The organism is Streptococcus handemini, from assembly GCF_040984445.1.
In the GTDB taxonomy this organism is placed as follows: domain Bacteria; phylum Bacillota; class Bacilli; order Lactobacillales; family Streptococcaceae; genus Streptococcus; species Streptococcus handemini.
On the sequence record NZ_JBFRYH010000046.1, the window covers coordinates 1 to 18,549 of the forward strand.

The 18,549-nt window shown below is 41.8% G+C and carries 19 protein-coding genes and 1 pseudogene; all 20 read left to right on the forward strand.

Annotated elements, in window-relative coordinates:
* Positions 1-203 (forward strand): annotated as a pseudogene (locus tag ABPH35_RS07640) (IS982 family transposase); the annotation flags it as partial.
* A 386-nt stretch (positions 204-589) separates the two neighbouring features.
* Positions 590-1,042, forward strand: coding sequence for a hypothetical protein (locus ABPH35_RS07645; protein ID WP_349989176.1), 453 nt, complete (start codon positions 590-592; stop codon positions 1,040-1,042).
* Positions 1,043-1,264: 222 nt separating this feature from the next.
* Positions 1,265-2,014: a hypothetical protein gene (locus tag ABPH35_RS07650; protein WP_349989177.1), complete on the forward strand. Its 750-nt coding sequence runs from the start codon at positions 1,265-1,267 to the stop codon at positions 2,012-2,014.
* Positions 2,001-3,242, forward strand: a complete 1,242-nt coding sequence (locus ABPH35_RS07655; RefSeq protein ID WP_349989178.1) for a hypothetical protein — start codon at positions 2,001-2,003, stop codon at positions 3,240-3,242. Before ABPH35_RS07650 ends, ABPH35_RS07655 begins: the two co-directional genes overlap by 14 nt.
* Positions 3,243-3,253: 11 nt before the next feature.
* A complete protein-coding gene (locus ABPH35_RS07660) occupies positions 3,254-3,886 on the forward strand; it encodes an ABC transporter ATP-binding protein (protein ID WP_349989179.1) in 633 nt (210 codons plus the stop codon).
* A gap of 234 nt (positions 3,887-4,120) precedes the next feature.
* A complete protein-coding gene (gene pepV, locus ABPH35_RS07665) occupies positions 4,121-5,518 on the forward strand; it encodes a dipeptidase PepV (protein ID WP_349989180.1) in 1,398 nt (465 codons plus the stop codon).
* Between the two features lie 63 nt (positions 5,519-5,581).
* Positions 5,582-6,166, forward strand: a complete 585-nt coding sequence (locus tag ABPH35_RS07670; RefSeq protein ID WP_349989181.1) for a uracil-DNA glycosylase family protein — start codon at positions 5,582-5,584, stop codon at positions 6,164-6,166.
* A gap of 37 nt (positions 6,167-6,203) precedes the next feature.
* Positions 6,204-6,989 carry a TPM domain-containing protein gene (locus ABPH35_RS07675; RefSeq protein ID WP_349989182.1) on the forward strand — a complete coding sequence of 262 codons (786 nt, stop codon included), beginning with the start codon at positions 6,204-6,206 and terminating at the stop codon, positions 6,987-6,989.
* Between the two features lie 122 nt (positions 6,990-7,111).
* Positions 7,112-7,690: a LemA family protein gene (locus ABPH35_RS07680; RefSeq protein WP_349989183.1), complete on the forward strand. Its 579-nt coding sequence runs from the start codon at positions 7,112-7,114 to the stop codon at positions 7,688-7,690.
* Between the two features lie 132 nt (positions 7,691-7,822).
* On the forward strand, positions 7,823-8,497 hold the full coding sequence (rpiA, locus tag ABPH35_RS07685) for a ribose-5-phosphate isomerase RpiA (protein ID WP_349989184.1): 675 nt from the start codon (positions 7,823-7,825) through the stop codon (positions 8,495-8,497).
* An 86-nt stretch (positions 8,498-8,583) separates the two neighbouring features.
* The gene (locus ABPH35_RS07690) at positions 8,584-9,795 is read left to right on the forward strand and encodes a phosphopentomutase (protein ID WP_349989185.1); all 1,212 of its coding nucleotides are present in this window, start codon (positions 8,584-8,586) and stop codon (positions 9,793-9,795) included.
* A 1-nt stretch (position 9,796) separates the two neighbouring features.
* Positions 9,797-10,321: a ClbS/DfsB family four-helix bundle protein gene (locus ABPH35_RS07695; RefSeq protein WP_349989186.1), complete on the forward strand. Its 525-nt coding sequence runs from the start codon at positions 9,797-9,799 to the stop codon at positions 10,319-10,321.
* Between the two features lie 5 nt (positions 10,322-10,326).
* Positions 10,327-11,136 carry a purine-nucleoside phosphorylase gene (locus tag ABPH35_RS07700; protein WP_349989187.1) on the forward strand — a complete coding sequence of 270 codons (810 nt, stop codon included), beginning with the start codon at positions 10,327-10,329 and terminating at the stop codon, positions 11,134-11,136.
* Between the two features lie 11 nt (positions 11,137-11,147).
* Positions 11,148-11,858: a purine-nucleoside phosphorylase gene (gene deoD, locus ABPH35_RS07705; protein WP_349989188.1), complete on the forward strand. Its 711-nt coding sequence runs from the start codon at positions 11,148-11,150 to the stop codon at positions 11,856-11,858.
* Between the two features lie 169 nt (positions 11,859-12,027).
* Positions 12,028-14,292, forward strand: a complete 2,265-nt coding sequence (locus tag ABPH35_RS07710) for a glycogen/starch/alpha-glucan phosphorylase (RefSeq protein WP_349989189.1) — start codon at positions 12,028-12,030, stop codon at positions 14,290-14,292.
* A 247-nt stretch (positions 14,293-14,539) separates the two neighbouring features.
* A complete protein-coding gene (gene hemW / locus ABPH35_RS07715; RefSeq protein ID WP_349989190.1) occupies positions 14,540-15,679 on the forward strand; it encodes a radical SAM family heme chaperone HemW in 1,140 nt (379 codons plus the stop codon).
* Positions 15,679-16,419, forward strand: a complete 741-nt coding sequence (locus tag ABPH35_RS07720; protein ID WP_349989191.1) for an acyl-ACP thioesterase domain-containing protein — start codon at positions 15,679-15,681, stop codon at positions 16,417-16,419. Before hemW ends, ABPH35_RS07720 begins: the two co-directional genes overlap by 1 nt.
* Positions 16,406-17,026, forward strand: a complete 621-nt coding sequence (locus ABPH35_RS07725) for an NUDIX hydrolase (protein WP_349989192.1) — start codon at positions 16,406-16,408, stop codon at positions 17,024-17,026. Before ABPH35_RS07720 ends, ABPH35_RS07725 begins: the two co-directional genes overlap by 14 nt.
* Before the next feature lie 9 nt (positions 17,027-17,035).
* A complete protein-coding gene (locus ABPH35_RS07730; protein ID WP_349989193.1) occupies positions 17,036-17,809 on the forward strand; it encodes a TIGR01457 family HAD-type hydrolase in 774 nt (257 codons plus the stop codon).
* Complete coding sequence (locus ABPH35_RS07735; protein WP_349989194.1) at positions 17,799-18,434, forward strand: TIGR01906 family membrane protein; 636 nt, start codon at positions 17,799-17,801, stop codon at positions 18,432-18,434. Before ABPH35_RS07730 ends, ABPH35_RS07735 begins: the two co-directional genes overlap by 11 nt.
* The last annotated feature ends 115 nt before the right edge of the window (positions 18,435-18,549 follow it).

Genomic DNA, 18,549 nt, shown 5'->3' on the forward strand with positions numbered 1-18,549 from the left:
CCTTGCGTCAAAATATGACAGGGGCTAAACAACATAATCATTGGAAATTGTTGGCTATGAGACGAACTATTGAAACTCGATTTTCAGAACTTTGTGCTCTTTTTGATGTCGAACAGACATTAACTAGAAGCTTAACAGGATTGCAACTGAGAATTGAACAAATTATACTTGCTTATAATTTGAGATACTTTGAGATTAACTAGCACCACGAGTAATACATGAAAATAATTGACAAACCAATATAATTATATTATAATTTACATGCAATGAAAGCGGCATCATTTTTAAAATATTCTTATCATACTTAGTGCTATACGTATTTTTTGTAGACACATTTTATAGACAATACTAGCTCTGATTCCTAACTTTGAGAAACAATGCTTCTAGCGACGGATATTGGCGGGATTGATGAACCATTGATACAAAAATGTATGCTTATTGTTAATAGTAAAATAATAAGATATGTAACTGTACTACTCTGGGGAAGGAGGTTAAGAGTAGTCAGTAGTTGTTATTTTGTGAATGTCATCTATTACTTACTTATTAAGTAATGTGATCAGTTATATTTCCATATTATAAGGAGGATTTTATGAGAAAAATCAAAAAGTTCCTGTTAATTAGCGTTTCATTAGGTACTCTTTTAGGACTAAACACTACTCCTGTCCTAGCTAGCACTACTTTGAATCAGTCGGATCCATCTGTGTTAGGTGGCTGGAGTGAGGAGGCGGGGAAATTTACAAATAGGCAAGATAGTGGTATCTCGGAGGGATTTGCTTTTCGCGCAGCACAGTCCCCTATTCATAGTGGCAAACGTGAAGACAGATGGAGTAGCGGTGGTGCAGAATCCAGGGCAGTCGGTTGGACAGTTTGGGAAGATGTGTATCACTATACTAGGGCGCAGATGGTTGAATGGAAGGGCTGGGGAGGTGTTAGTGCCGATTCAGGTCGTATTTGGGGAACTGGAGGTACAAGGGCTTATTCTAACTGGATATATGAAGGAGAAATTTTAACACATAGTGCTAAGACTTTTTATGGAAGATAATGAAATATAAGTTCAGTATGCCTTTTTCTTATAAGAAAAGGCATACTGACTGGAGTGGGGTAGTTTATGCGGAAATTGAGAGGGATACTTACGTACATTCCACTAGTTATTTTACTACTAACTTTGTGGCTCAACTATTGCTATCAGAGGCAACAAGAGCTTATCGTTTTAGAAAGTAATAATCTAAAAACATCGTATCATCTGCTCATATCATCGGACAAGATGAACGATGCATTAAAACAAAAAGAAGTATCTAGCAGTAATTTTTGGCTGATTAGAGCGATGAAGGATGGAAATACAGAGGTTTTGGACATTCTTGCCAATGATTGGTCAAAAATTAGTTTCCCTCTAAAAACAGGTCGCTTGTTACCAAAGAACGATGTTTCGACAGCTCTTGTGGGACAATCAGTAGAAACCATCATTGAAGAGGGGAGAGAGTATGTCATTTGTTTTGATCGACGTTATGAAGTGATTGGGCGTATAGGAATGTTGGATAATAGTCCGCTGTCTAATACTGTAATCATTAGTGTCAGACAATTCTTGTTTTCTGATGGAGAGGTCAGCCTAAATGGTGATTTTGGAGATTCTAGGTTAGTAGACTTAGGAGAGGTAGGAGACAATAGAGGAATTGAACGCCTTTTATCTTTATCGAAATTTTCTTTGCTAATTCAAGCAGGTACTATAGTTTTAGTAAGCCTCTCAACGATTATCTGGAGTCATTTTATTATTCAGAAAAAATGTACATGCTATCGAATATATTATCTGTTGGGAAAAGATTATCAATCTATTTATCGGAAAGAGTTATTTAAACTATTTTTGATAAATAGTGGTATGATTGCCCTCTCCTTTGGATTGCTTGATGCTATAAAAGAGAGACTGGATATAGTGTTTCAGTTTTTATTCTTAATGGTTTTTGAGCTAGTTTGTTTTACTTACTTTTTTTATAGAGGGGTAGCCTATGAAGATAAGTAATAGACACGTAATGACGAAACTGAGGAAAGTTTTCTCATTATTTCTGTTTCATGGTGTGTCAATTGTCTTGGTGGTATTACTTACTAGCCTGATAACAATCTCTAGCCAGTTATTATTAAAAAATAGTCAGGCTAGACATAATCTAAACCAGATGTCTAATGGCTATAGTCGTTATACACTAGTTGATACATTATTGGAGGACGCTGATTTTTATCAGTTTAGAACAGATAGAGAAAAACTCAATACTCTTGTAACCTTCTATAACAGTTTGTATCAGTCACAAGAGCTTGAATTTTTACCAACATTTAATCAACCACTCTTTATTCAATCATTTGATAAAGGGGAGAATTTCTTGTATGATCGAGAAATAGATCATTTCGCTCAAAGTAATCAGCAACCTGCGGCAGTGAAATCCTTTCAAATTAGTCAGAAGGCATTTAACTTCTATCAATTAACGGTTGAGGAGGGAGAAGAGTTCAATTGGAAAAATATTAATTTGTCCAACTTAGAGGCCTACCCTATTCTTTTAGGTAACCACTACCGCAAACATTATCAGATAGGAGATAAGTTGGTTGCAGGATTTTATACGAAAGACATAACCTTTGAGGTAAAAGGCTTTCTACCTCCAAATAGTTATGTGTACTATAAAGGAAATACAGAGTTTTATCTGGATGATTATCTAGTTGTTCCTTATCCTCCTATCCTTGCAGCAGTAGGAACAGATGATTTTTCGTTTGAAGGTATTCTCTATTTTGCGATGCTGAATAGTCAATTTGTAACACGCTTGTCAGAAGCTGAGATGTTGACAGTAATTCAAAGGCATTCTCGTCAATCAGGTTTTGTAGATTTTTCAATTATTGAAGTTGATGATTTTGTAATCAAATACAAGCAACTGTTATCTGCTGTCACTTATTCTAGAATGCTGTTAATTATGTTATTAGTCTTTCTAAGTAGCCTATTTTGTTATGTAATTATCAGTCTTTCAATACTAATACTAAGATCCCATAGAGATAGCATTCGTGTAAATTGGTTACTGGGGAACAATTTAAAAGTTCGAATTTTACTTAGAATTTGTTCCTTACATTACATTGTTTCTATACTGACATGCTTATTCATTGAAATAATTTTATTTAAGGATTTTCGTATCTTACCCTTTGTATTATTGGGAAATTTATTGTTGTATTTGGGGATGTATTATATGCTATGCAAGAAGACAGGATATGGTTAGGAGAGATACTTATGATAACGTTAAACAGAATAACGAAAAAATACAATAAAAATGTTATCTTTGATCAGTTTGACATGCAAGTAGAATCCGGAGTACTGACAGCAATAAAAGGAAGAATTGGTACAGGAAAGTCCACTTTGTTAAATATTATAGCGGGCTTGGATTCTGACTATACAGGTATTTGCTCTATTTTTGGGAATGTTCAGCCTAAAAATGATAGAGTATTGGCGAGCTATCGCTTGCACCATATCGGTTATATTCCACAAGATTATCAATTGTTGGAAGATTTGACCTGTTTTGATAATGTCGCTCTTCCGCTGAAATTTTTAAAGGAGATAGAGGACGATAGGGTAGCTAAAGTAAGGGATATTATGGAAGAATTACACATTACTCATCTTAGAGATAAGTATCCTTCGGAAATTTCAGGAGGACAGCGTCAGTTGGTATCCATCGCTCGGGCTTTGGTGAAAAATCCCTCTATTATTATTGGAGATGAAATAACAGGGGCTTTGGATAGAATAACTGAAGAAGAGGTATTAGCCTCCTTAAAATACCGTCAATCTAAAGATTCTTGTATTATTATTGCTACCCATAGTCAGGCAGTAGCCGAAAAATGTCAGCACGTGATAGAATTAGACGAATAGATGTGAATGAGTTGGCTGCAAGTATTTTCTTCCTCCTCTGGTTACCTAGAGGAGGACCATTTATAAGCAGCTCAAGTTGCGACAGTTGCATGTTTGATATATTGCTTAAGTCGAAGTCAGTCCGCTTGAACGTATCGTATCCTGCCTTTTCTCTTCGTTTTCCCTCCCAAATGTATGAAATCTCTTTCATTTTGTGATAAAATAGTATCACTTCATACTTGAAAAGGAGAAAAAATGACAATTGATTTTAAAGCAGAAGTGGAAAAACGTCGTGAAGATTTGCTGGCTGACTTGTTCAGCTTGCTCGAAATTAACTCAGAGCGTGATGATAGTTTGGCAGATGCGGAGCATCCATTTGGCCCTGGCCCTGTCAAGGCTTTGCACAAGTTCTTGGAGATTGCAGAGCGTGACGGCTATCCAACCAAGAATGTTGACAACTATGCTGGACATTTTGAATACGGTGAGGGTGACGAGGTGCTTGGAATCTTTGCCCACATGGATGTGGTACCAGCAGGAAGTGGCTGGGATACCGATCCGTATACGCCGACCATTAAAGACGGAAAACTCTATGCGCGTGGTTCAAGCGATGACAAGGGACCAACCATGGCTTGCTACTACGGTCTTAAAATCATTAAGGAATTGGGCTTGCCGATTTCAAAGAAAGTCCGTTTTGTCGTAGGAACAGACGAGGAATCTGGCTGGGCAGACATGGATTACTACTTTGAGCACAGTGGGGTTAAAGAGCCTGATTTTGGCTTCTCACCAGATGCGGAATTTCCAATCATCAACGGAGAAAAAGGAAATATCACCGAGTATCTTCATTTTGCTGGGGAAAATAGCGGAGCAGCACGCTTGCACAGCTTTACAGGCGGTTTGCGGGAAAATATGGTGCCAGAATCAGCAACAGCCCTCGTATCAGGGAACTTGCCAGACTTAGCAACTAAATTAGCAGCTTTTGCGACAGAATACAAGGTTGCATTTGAACTCGCTGAAGAAGATGACAAGTACAAAGTAACCATTATCGGAAAATCAGCCCACGGGGCATCTCCACAGTCTGGTGTCAATGGTGCGACTTACCTAGCTCGTTTCTTGAATCAGTTTGACTTTGCAGGACCAGCCAAGGATTACCTTGCCATTGCAGGTGAGATTTTATTTGAGGACCATAGCGGTCAAGCGCTTGGTGTGGCACACACAGATGAGAAAATGGGCGCATTATCCATGAATGCTGGGGTCTTCCGTTTTGATGAAGCGGCTACTGACAATACCATTGCACTAAACTTCCGCTATTCAAAAGGCACAAGCCCAGAAGCTATTCAGGCAGTCTTGAAGAACTTGGCAGTGGCTGACGTAACCTTGTCAGAACATGGTCATACTCCTCACTATGTATCTATGGATGATCCGTTGGTAGCAACCTTGCTTGATGTCTACGAACGCCAAACAGGCTTGCGTGGTCATGAACAAGTTATAGGTGGTGGAACCTTTGGACGCCTCTTGAAACGTGGTGTGGCTTACGGCGCTATGTTCCCTGGTTATACAGATACTATGCATCAAGCTAATGAGTTTGCGGATGTCGAAGACCTCATGCGTGCAGCGGCTATTTACGCAGAAGCCATTTACGAATTAATCAAATAATCAAATATTTATAAGGAGCTGGGCCGAAAAGCCCAGTCTCTTCTTTCTCTAGGAGGAGGTCGTATGCCAAGCATAGAAGACATTCGAAGAGCCGTTATAGCAGACCCTGCCAATCAAGCTTATACAGAACGAGGCATTCAGCCCCTGTTTCAAGCTGGCAGTAGAGCAAGGATACTGATTATCGGTCAAGCACCAGGCTTGAAAGCTGAGGAGCGCCAGCGACTATTTGCAGATCCGAGTGGTGATAACCTGCGATCGTGGCTGGGTGTGGATGAAGAAACCTTTTATAATGCCAATCAACTAGCGATTTTGCCCATGGATTTTTACTATCCAGGTAAGGGGAAATCAGGCGATTTGCCACCGAGAAAGGGCTTTGCACAAAAATGGCATCCGCAGCTGTTTTCGATGATGCCCCAGCTTGAGTTGACCCTCTTGATTGGTCAATATGCGCAAGAATATTACTTGAGGGACAGACGAAAACGGACATTGACTGAAACAGTCAAAGCCTATGGGAACTATTTACCCCAGTATTTTCCATTGGTTCATCCCTCTCCCCGCAATAATATTTGGCAGGCGAAAAATCCTTGGTTTAAAGTAGAACTCATTCCAAGCTTACAAGAAAACGTAGCACAAATCCTAGATAAATAGGGGAAATATGCTATAATAGTCAAAAGGAGGTTGTCCTATGAAAAAAGGTTTACGTTGGATTGTCGGATTGTTCCTAATCCCTCTGATGTTCCTGCTGTTTACTCCCTCCGTGTATGCCCAAGTCCCTGATAGACCGCAGGAGTCAACGGTGCTAGATGAGACCCATTCCCTATCAAATGACACCATTCAAGCCATTGATAGTGAGAATCGAGCTTGGAAATCAACGACTGAGCAGCTTCAGGTCGGGGTTTATATGACAGATTCTCTTTCAGGAGATATCGAATCTCTTGCAAATGAAGTGTTTCGCAAGTGGCAGGTCGGCTTTTCAGGCACCAATAATGGTGTACTTCTTGTCATCGCTCTTGAGGACCGCAAGTTTCGGATAGAGACATCAGATAATGCCGCAACCGTGTTGACGGATGTCGAAGCGCGGCGCATCTTAGAGGACGCGCGTAGTTTTTTCCGAGAAGGGGATTACAATGGCGGTGTCCACTATATTGTGGATGCCATTGGCGATGCCTTTTACGGAACGGACCGAGCCAAGGCACGCTTGGATGAATTTGAAGAAGAGCATGGTGGTGATAGTAGCATCTCTTTCGGGCTTATTATCCTCGTATGTGTCATCATCGGCATCTTACTAGACCGTGGTGGTCGAGGCGGTCGTGGTGGCAGAGGAGGCCGTGGCGGTGGTGAAGCCCTGCTCTGGATGTTGCTCAACAGCTCTAGCAGTTCTAATGATCATTCCTCAGGATCATCTGGATTCGGCGGTGGTGGCTGGTCTGGTGGTGGAGGCGGCGGAGGCGGTGCCTCATCTGGTTGGTAGTATCGTCGTTTCGTTTTTCTCTATTACGTCGTTAATGAGTTTTGCCTAGCCTACCTTATGCCTGCGACTCGCGACTGAATGTTATATGAAAACGGAAAGACCGTAAAAAGAAAGGAAAAATAATGAACAAAAAATTACTCTATATTCTCATTCCAGTACTAGCGATTGTCTTTATCGCCATGGGAGCCATTGGTCAATACAATGGTCTCATTGATAGCTATGCTGAGGTTGAAAATGCCCAGTCTAATGTGGACACGCAGTTGCAACGGCGCTATGATTTGATTCCAAATGTTGTTTCTTCTGTAAAAGGAGCTATGGAGCATGAGACAGAAGTCTTTACAGCCATTGCGGATGCGCGTGCCAAAATCGGCTCTAGCAAGCAAGGTTCTGCCGAATACAAGGAAGGGCAAAGCCAGCTCGACTCAGCGGTTTCTCGGCTCCTCGTCCTCACAGAAAATTATCCGCAACTAAATTCCAACCAACAAGTCTCTGACTTGATTACAGAACTTGAGGGAACAGAAAATCGTCTCTTGGTTGCCCGCAAGGATTACAACACCATTGCGACAGCCTACAACAAGAAAATCAAACGATTCCCAACCAATATCTACGCTGGAATCTTTGGCTATGAGAAGGTGGATTTATTCCAAGCGACTTCTGATGCCGCAACAACTGTCCCAAGTGTCAATCTTGGAGATAAATAACAACCCTTGAACATCTTTTCTCACTAAATGAGAGGAGATGTTTTTTGATGAGTATAGGCATCCGTTTTCATTTCCAATGCAGATAGTAAAATGATATACTGTAATGGAAAACGTTTTAAAAGGAGTATGGTCATGGTAAATTTGAAAGAGCAGGTTGGGATAAAGGCTGCTGAATTTGTGACTGACGGGATGATTGTTGGTCTGGGAACAGGCTCAACGGCCTATTATTTCGTGCAAGAATTAGGTCGTCGTGTCCAAGAAGAGGGACTTTCGATTGTCGGTGTCACCACTTCCCATGCGACATCTGAACATGCGGTATCACTCGGCATTCCCCTAAAATCTATTGATGAAGTGCCTTATGTGGATCTTACAGTAGATGGTGCTGATGAAGTAGACGGAGCTTTCAACGGTATCAAAGGTGGTGGAGCTGCCCTTCTCATGGAAAAAATTGTTGCGGTCAACAGCAAGGACTGCATTTGGATTGTGGATGAGTCGAAAGTTGTCGAGACCTTGGGAGCTTTTAAATTACCAGTTGAAGTGGTGCAGTATGGGGCTGAGAATTTATTTAGAGCTTTTGAAGAAAAAGGCTATCGCCCGAGCTTCCGTATGAAAGATGGCGAAAAACTCGTGACCGATATGAAAAACTACATCATCGACTTAGACCTAAGAGAAATTGCCGATGCGGCAGCCCTAGCCAATGAACTAGACCATACTGTCGGGGTTGTCGAACATGGTCTCTTTATCCAGTTGGTTTCAAAAGTTATTGTAGGATATCCAGACGGACCACGCTTGCTTGAAAAACGATGAGACATATTAAACGCTTTACCTAGAAATGACTAGGAAAGCGTTTTTGTGTTATAATATAAGTAATCATTCATTTAAAGGAGAAAGAAATGGCAAAATTTAAACGCATGCACGTGGTTGTATTAGATTCAGTAGGAATTGGTGCGGCGCCTGATGCAGATCAATTTTTCAATGCAGGTGAGCCAGATACGACCTCTGATACCTTAGGACATATCTCAGAAACAGCGGGCTTGACTGTGCCAAATATGGCTAAGATTGGTCTTGGTAATATCGAGCGTGACACTCCGCTCAAAACAGTGGTTGCTGAAGAAAATCCAACAGGCTATGTGACAAAATTAGAAGAAGTATCACGTGGAAAGGACACCATGACCGGTCACTGGGAAATCATGGGACTCAATATCACTGATCCATTTGATACATTCTGGGACGGTTTTCCAGAAGAACTTCTCCAAAAAATTGAAGCATTTTCAGGACGAAAAATTATTCGTGAAGCTAACAAGCCGTATTCTGGAACAGCGGTTATCGATGACTTTGGCCCACGCCAAATGGAAACAGGTGAGTTGATTGTCTACACATCTGCCGATCCAGTGCTTCAGATTGCAGCCCACGAGGATATTATTCCGCTTGACGAACTCTATAAGATTTGTGAATACGCGCGTTCGATTACCCTTGAGCGTCCATCTCTATTGGGTCGCATTATTGCGCGTCCTTATGTGGGAACACCGGGCAATTTCACACGGACTGCCAACCGTCATGACTACGCTGTTTCTCCATTTGCTCCAACCGTTCTTGACAACTTGAAAGCAGCAGGTATTGATACCTACGGTGTTGGAAAAATCAACGACATCTTCAACAGTGCAGGAATTTCCCACGATATGGGTCATAACAAGTCCAACAACCATGGTGTGGATAATTTCATCAAGGTCTTGCAAAATGAGGACTTTACAGAAGGTCTGTCATTTACCAACCTCGTTGACTTTGACGCAGTCTACGGACATCGTCGTGATACAGCAGGCTACCGCGATTGTTTAGAAGAATTTGACGCACGCTTGCCAGAAATCATCGAAAATCTTGGTGAAGATGACCTTTTCATGATTACAGCGGACCACGGAAATGACCCGACCTATGTCGGAACAGACCACACCCGTGAGTATGTACCATTGCTTATCTTTGGAAAATCACTCACAGGTGCGGGCCATATCCCAGTGGGACACTTCGCAGATATCTCAGCGACCATTGCGGATAACTTTGGCGTTGAAAAGAGCCAGATTGGAGAAAGTTTCCTAGATAAATTGGTGTAAGATGAAAGAATATGAATCCAAGGCAGCCTTGCTAGCAGAAATAGAGAAGAAAGCAGACCTCTTTATCAGAGAATTTTCGGTGATTTCTGAGCAGGACAAAGACCTGCTCCTCGACGGAGTGGATCGCAGTCCAGCCCAGATGCTTGCCTATCAATTGGGTTGGTTGAAACTGTTGCAAGGCTGGGAGAAAGATGAGCAGGCAGGACTTTCTGTGGTAACCCCTCATCCAGATTTCAAGTGGAATCAGCTTGGTGGGCTGTATCAGACCTTTTATGAAGAAGTTGCTGGCTTGTCTTTACATGAGCTTATAGGGCAATTTCAAGAGCAAGTTGGTGCGACTCTTCAGCAAGTAAACAGCTATACAGACGAGGAGCTATTTCAACCGAATCAGCGCAAATGGGCTAGCTCAACACCCAGCAAGTGGCCTGTCTGGAAATGGATTCATATCAATACCGTTGCACCCTTTACCAACTTTCGAACAAAGATTCGGAAGTGGAAGAAAGAATATCAAACTAAGGAGAAATAAAAAATATGTCATTAATAGAAAAAATTCAAGAAACAAAGAGCTTTTTGGAAGCAAAAGGTCTTACAGCACCAGAATTTGGCTTGATTTTGGGATCAGGTTTGGGAGAATTAGCCGATGAGGTGGAAAATGCTATTGTCATTGACTATGCTGATATTCCAAACTGGGGCAAATCAACTGTTGTCGGCCACGCCGGAAAATTGGTCTATGGAGACTTGGCTGGTAAGAAAGTTTTGGCTCTTCAAGGACGCTTCCACTTCTATGAAGGAAATCAGATGGAAGTCGTTACCTTCCCAGTGCGGGTCATGAAAGCACTTGGTTGCCATAGCATGATTGTGACCAATGCGGCAGGTGGAATTGGTTATGGCCCAGGAACCCTTATGATAATCAATGACCACATCAACATGATTGGCACCAATCCACTCATTGGTGAAAATTTGGAAGAATTTGGTCCACGTTTCCCAGATATGTCAGATGCCTATAGTAAGGATTACCGTGCCAAAGCTAAAGAAATTGCGGACAGTATCGGTGTCAAGGTAGAAGAAGGAGTGTACCTTGGTGTGTCTGGTCCAACCTATGAAACGCCAGCAGAAATCCGTGCTTACCAAACGATGGGAGCTTCTGCGGTCGGCATGTCAACTGTACCAGAAGTGATTGTAGCGGTGCATTCAGGTATCAAGGTGCTAGGAATTTCAGCCATTACCAACTATGCAGCAGGTTTCCAAAGCTCACTCAACCATGAGGAAGTGGTCGAAGTGACAACACGTATCAAAGAAGACTTCAAGGGCTTGGTAAAAGCTATCTTGGCAGGATTGTAAGAGGAGAAGAGATGTCTATTCATATTGGAGCAAAAGTTGGCGAGATTGCGGACAAGATTCTATTGCCTGGAGATCCTTTGCGGGCGAAATTCATTGCAGAAAACTTCCTAGAAGATGCGGTGCTATTCAACGAAATTCGTGGTATGTATGGCTACACGGGGACTTACAAAGGTGAACGTGTTAGCGTCATGGGAACGGGTATGGGAATGCCGTCTATTTCGATTTATGCGCGTGAGTTGATTGTGGACTACGGTGTGAAACGCCTGATTCGTGTGGGGACAGCAGGATCCCTTAATCCGGATGTCCATGTCCGCGAATTGGTCTTAGCCCAGGCAGCAGCGACCAATTCAAATATCATTCGCAATGATTGGCCAATGTATGACTTTCCGCAAATCGCAAGTTTCAACTTGCTAGATAAGGCCTATCATATCGCTAAAGAATTAGGTATGACCACGCATGTGGGCTCTGTCTTGTCGTCTGATGTCTTCTATTCAAACTTTGCTGAGCAAAATATCAAGTTAGGCACCATGGGTGTCCATGCTGTGGAAATGGAAGCAGCAGCTCTGTACTATCTTGCAGCTCAACACGGTGTAGAAGCTCTTGGCATTATGACCATTTCAGATAGCCTTGTTAACCCAGATGAGGATACAACAGCAGAAGAACGCCAAACAACCTTTACTGATATGATGAAGGTTGGTCTTGAAACACTGATTTCTAAGTAAGCTATTCTGACAACATTTACATCTCTAGGGATGTAAATGCTTTTCTTGTTCAAGACTTGCCTTTTTTGATAAAATGTAGTATAATACAATGGGAAGCGTTTCCAAAAAAAGTGGAAAACTTGCATATTTATTTCTATAAAAAATGAAAACGGTAGGAGTTTACAAAACAATGATCAATTTACAAAATTTTGTTCAAACCATGTATGCAAAGCGCGTTGAAGATTGTTCGGATCAGGAATTATATTATGCTCTTCTTGCTTTTACAAAGCAGCGGAGTGAAGCTAAATGCACCAATGATCAAAAGAAGAAAGTTTACTATATTTCAGCAGAGTTTTTGATTGGAAAACTCTTGTCGAATAATCTGATTAACTTAGGTTTATATGATGAAGTAAAACACCAGTTAGCAGAAGCTGGCAAAGATTTGATTGCGATTGAAGAAATGGAAATGGAGCCTTCTTTAGGAAATGGTGGTTTGGGCCGTTTGGCAGCTTGCTTCCTTGACTCCATTGCTAGTCTTGGCTTAAGTGGCGACGGTGTTGGTTTGAACTATCATTTTGGCTTGTTCCGTCAGTTATTCCAGTATCACCAGCAGTCAGCTGTTCCAAATGAATGGATTACACCGCGTTCTTGGTTGACAGAATCTCCGATTTCTTACCAAGTGCCATTTGCGAATTTTACCTTGACTTCAAAACTTTATGATATTGATGTGCCTGGTTATAAAACAGAAAAGAAAAATCGTCTCCGTCTTTTTGATTTAGCTTCTGTTGACGACAATATCATTGATGATGGTATTGACTTTGATATGGACGATATTTTCCGTAATTTGACTCTTTTCTTGTATCCGGATGACTCAACAGACCAAGGAAAAATCTTGCGAATTTTCCAACAGTATTTCATGGTGTCAAATGCTGCGCAACTCTTGATTGATGAGGCAGTTGCTAAGGGATCAAACGTCCATGACTTAGCAGACTATGCTGTTGTACAAATCAACGACACCCACCCTTCCTTGGTTATTCCTGAATTGATTCGTCTCTTGGAACTCCGTGGGATTGCTTTTGATGAGGCAGTTGAGATTGTCAAGAGTATGACAGCCTACACCAACCATACGATTCTATCTGAAGCCTTGGAGAAATGGCCACTTGAATTCCTAAATAAGGTTGTCCCACACTTGGTACCATTTATTGAAGAATTGGACCGTCGTGCAAAAAAAATTGAGGACAATCCTGCGGTTAATATCATTGATGAACACGGTCGTGTCCACATGGCGCATATGGATATTCACTATGGCTATTCAATCAATGGAGTAGCTGCGCTTCATACAGAGATTTTAAAATCATCTGAGCTCAAAGCCTTTTATGACTTGTATCCTGATAAATTCAACAATAAGACCAATGGGATTACCTTCCGCCGTTGGCTCATGCATGCCAACCCACGTTTAGCGCATTATTTGGATGACTTGATTGGTCGTGATTATCACCGTAGGGCAGAGGCCTTGGAAGACTTATTAGCTCATAAGAACGATTCAGCCTTCAAGCAGGAATTAGAAAAGATTAAATACCACAACAAACGCAAATTACAACGCCATATTGCGAAAAATCAAGGGGTTGAGGTTAATCCGGATTCTATCTTTGATGTGCAAATTAAACGGATGCACGAATACAAACGTCAACAGATGAATGTCTTGTACGTGATTCATAAGTATTTGGATATCAAGGCAGGTAATATTCCAGCTCGTCCATTGACTGTATTCTTCGGTGGAAAAGCGGCTCCAGCCTACACAATTGCGCAAGACATTATCCATTTGATTTTGGTCTTGTCACAGGTGATTCAGCATGATCCTGAGGTCAGTCCGCATTTGCAATTGGTTATGATTGAAAACTACAATGTTACCGAGGCAAGTTTCATCATTCCAGCTGCTGATATTTCCGAGCAGATTTCACTTGCTTCAAAAGAAGCATCTGGAACAGGAAATATGAAATTTATGCTAAATGGTGCCTTGACAATTGGTACAGATGATGGTGCAAATGTGGAAATCCATGAGCTAGTAGGCGATGACAATATCTATATCTTTGGTCAAGATAGTCAGACGGTGATTGAGCATTACGCAAATGGTACCTACCATCCACATCATTTCTATGAAAAAGAAGCGATTCGTCCGTTAGTAGATTTTATTACCAGCGATGTTATTCGTCAAGCAGGAGGAATTGACGAACGTTTGTGGAGATTGCAAGAGAATCTCAAGCACAATGACCACTTTATGACCCTCCTTGATTTGGAAGAGTACATTGAAACCAAGGAACGTATGCTTGCGGACTATGAAGATCGCGATGCTTGGTTAGAAAAAGTCATTGCCAACATTGCCAAAGCTGGTTTCTTCTCAAGTGACCGCACAATTGAGCAGTATAACGAAGATATTTGGCATTTGGAGAAATAAAAAGGTCCAGTGGACCTTTTTATCTTGTCAAGTGACCGCAGGATTGGGCAGTACAACGAAGACATTTGGGATTTGGAGGAATAAAAAGGTCCGGTGGACCTTTTTATCTTGCGCTCAAGAGATGCTAGAAGCGCAATAAGTGAGTGTTATGTTATAAGAGGAGGGAAGAACAGAAATTGCTTTCTGTCAACTCCCTTTTCCATGTCCTCTTTCTGACGAAAAGGGGTGAGTATGGTATAATAGCTTCATGACAAACAGACCAACTTCAGCCTATATTCATATTCCTTTTTGTACACAGATTTGTTATTATTGTGATTTTTCAAAGGTATTTATTAAAAATCAACCTGTTGATGAGTATTTAGCAGCTCTTATGGAGGAGGTGCGGTTCTATGACTTGCCTCCTTTAAAAACGCTCTATATTGGCGGTGGGACACCTACAGCCTTGTCGGCGGAGCAGTTGGACTATTTACTGACCAATTTGGAGAGTTTGCTTGACTTATCGCAAGTGGAAGAATTTACCATTGAAGCTAATCCGGGGGATTTAACGGCTGATAAAATCGCCCTTCTCCGAAAATCCAAGTGCAATCGAGTCTCGCTGGGTGTTCAGACTTTTGATGACCGCATGCTGAAAAAAATTGGTCGTTCCCACAATCAAGCCCAGATCTATGAAACGATTAGCGCCTTAAAAGCTGCAGGTTTCCACAATATCTCGATTGACTTGATTTATGCCTTGCCTGGGCAGACCATGGAACAGGTCAAAGATAATGTGGCACGGGCTCTTTCGCTCGATATTCCCCACATGAGTCTCTATAGCTTGATTTTGGAGAATCATACGGTCTTTATGAATCGCCAGCGCAGAGGTAATCTACACCTGCCCAATGAAGATGTCGAGTCAGATATGTTTGAATATATCTTGCAGGAATTGGAAAAAAATGGCTTTGAACACTACGAGATTTCCAACTTCACCAAGCCAGGTTTTGAAAGTAGGCACAATCTCATGTACTGGGATAATGCGGAATATGTTGGTCTGGGAGCGGGAGCTTCTGGCTATCTGGCTGGCGTGCGCTACCGCAATCGGGGTCCTATTCAGCATTATCTGAAGTCCATTCGGGAAAAGGGGCATGCGAGGCTTCACGAAGAGCGGTTGTCGCAGGCAGAGCAAATGGAAGAAGAAATGTTTTTGGGATTGCGGAAGAAAACAGGCGTTTCGATTGCTCGTTTTGAGGAAAAATTTGCTACATCCTTTAAAGAATGCTATGGTCAGGTGGTCGCAGACTTGAAGAACGAGGGTCTCCTTCAGGAAGAAAATGGCTTTATCCGAATGACCAAAAAAGGACTTTTTCTCGGAGATACAGTTGCAGAACGATTTATAATAGGAGAGGAATAATGGGACTACGGTATCAAGAAACACTCACTCTGCCCTTTGATATGGTAGATGTCAAGCAAGAATTAAAAATGCCAGGATTTTTGGCCTATTGTTTAGCTTTGTCTGGTCGCCAATCAGAGCTTCTAGGGCGCGGCGATAAGGAAATCTTTGAGCAGTATGGCCTTGTCTGGGTAGTAACGGATTATGAAGTAGATATTACCCGCTTACCGCGCTATCAGGAAACGATTATGATTGAGACAGAAGCGATTTCTTACAATAAGTTTTTCTGCTATCGGACCTTTCAGATTTATGATGAAGCAGGAGACTTGCTCATCAAGATTTTAGCTTACTTTGTCTTAATTGATTTTGAGACCAGAAAGGTCAGCCCGGTGCTAGAGGAATTGATTGCGCCCTACCAATCTGAGAAGGTCAAAAAAGTAGCGCGCGCTCCCAAATATGGTACGCTGGAGGAAGCTAGTGAAGAAGAGCGAGAAGTGCGGTATTTTGATATAGATCTGAATGACCATGTTAACAATAGCAAGTACCTTGAGTGGATGTATGAGAGTTTGGAGTATGAATTTCTCATCACGCACCGCCCGACCTATTTCCAACTAAAGTATATCAAGGAAGTGGCGCCAGAAGCCTTAGTGACGACAAAAGTAGTGCCAAAAGAAGGTTGCACACAGCATGAAATCTGGACTAACGGCCAGCTCAATGCCCAAGGAATGATTAAATGGGAAAAAAGAGATGACAGCAAATAATAATTGGCTCAAGTGGGCTGTTCGCCTACAGGCCTTGGCGCAGACGGGGCTTGCCTATGGTAAGGATGTCTATGATATAGAACGATTTGAAGAAATTCGCCAGATAGCAGCAGAAATGCTGGTGGAGCCTTCAGGATTGCCTTTAAACACAGTACAAGATTTATTTTGCAATGAATCAGGTTACCAGACTCCAAAATTAGACACACGAGCAGCTATTATCGAAAATCAGAAAATTCTTTTGGTGCAAGAAAATGATGGCTTATGGTCATTACCAGGGGGGTGGTGCGATGTTGAACAATCAACGATGGACAATGTCATCAAGGAAGTACAGGAAGAAGCAGGACTTGAAGTAGAGGTGGAACGATTAGTAGCTATTTTGGATAAGACAAAGAGTAATCCCAGTCGTTCTGCCCACCATGTGACGAAGATTTTTTACTTATGCCGAAGGATCGGCGGGCAATTTCAGGCAAATTCAGAAACTATTGCAAGTGGCTATTTTGCTTTGGATGATTTACCTCCCCTGTCTTTGACGAAAAATACAGCCGAACAAATAGCACTTTGTTTTGAAGCGCATCAGGCGGAGCGTTGGGAAGCACGATTTGAATGAGGAGATTTGATGACCTATACAGGATATTTGATTGATTTAGACGGTACGATTTATAAGGGAAAAGATCGTATTCCAGCAGGGGAAGGCTTTGTTCATGCTCTTCAGGAGCATAAACTCCCCTATCTTTTTGTGACTAATAATACTACCCGCAGACCAGAAGTGGTTCAAGCCATGTTGCGAGAGCAGTTTAATATCGACACCCCGCTTGAGACTATTTATACTGCCAGTCTTGCAACCGTTGATTATATGAATCAGCTGGGCAAGGCAAAAACGGTCTATGTGATTGGAGAAGAGGGCCTGAAATCTGCTATCTTTGAAGCAGGTTATGTGGAAGAAACGGACAATCCTGCCTATGTCGTGGTCGGACTTGACACCGATTTAACCTATGAAAAATTGACCATTGCAACCTTGGCGATTCAAAAGGGGGCTGTCTTTATTGGAACCAATCCTGATTTGAATATCCCAACTGAACGAGGACTCTTGCCGGGAGCAGGCTCTTTACTTGCCTTACTAGAAGCAGCGACGCGGGTCAAGCCGACCATTATCGGCAAACCGCAAGCCATTATCATGGATAGTGCTCTTGCAATTTTGGGAACTAAGCGGAGCGAGACCCTCATGGTTGGGGATAATTATTTGACCGATATTCGAGCAGGAATTGATCATGGTTTTCCTACCCTCTTGGTCTTGACAGGATTTACGAAAGCAGAAGAGGTTGCTACCTTACCTGTAGCTCCGACCTACGTATTGAATAGCCTAGATGAATGGAGTTTTGATGAAAACTAAATTTTCTGTAGTGGCAAGTTTGTGCTTTCTATTGTCAGTGTCCGTTGTGGCGACAATCTACCTAGCTTGGCTCTTCTATCCTTTAGAAATTAAGTGGTTGGACTTGGAACAAGTCGTTTACATGAAGAGCACAGACATCAGCTATAATTTCAATATTCTTCTACGTTACCTGACTCTTCCGTGGGAGCAGACGCTCGCTATGCCCAATTTTCCTTCGTCTACGGACGGATTGCATCATTTTAAGCAAGTCAAGTGGCTCTTTCACCTTGCTCAGGCTGTTGTATTGATAAGTCTGCCGAGCTTGCTATCTTTTTGGAAAAATGTTATAAAAAAAGGGTATGGTAGCTTATATCGCCCTGTTTTTCTAACAGCAGCTGTTTTGCCGGTTTTGATTGGCATAGTTGGTGTGATGATTGGGTTTGATAGCTTTTTTACCCTCTTTCACCAAATCCTCTTTGCAGGTGACAGTACTTGGCTGTTTAATCCGAATACGGATCCTGTTATCTATATTTTGCCAGCGGAGTTTTTCTTGCACTGTTTCTTGCTTTTCTTTGGCTTATATGAAGGATTTTGTCTTAGCATGATTCTTGCCTGTAAGTCAAAAAGAAAAGCACGAAAGTTCTAAAATGAAGTTAGCCAGTCAAGGGTATTAAAAAACATCTCAGAGAGATATAATTGTAATCACCACAACAACAATTAGAAAGACTCTGAGATGCAACACTATTATACACCAAAAAGAA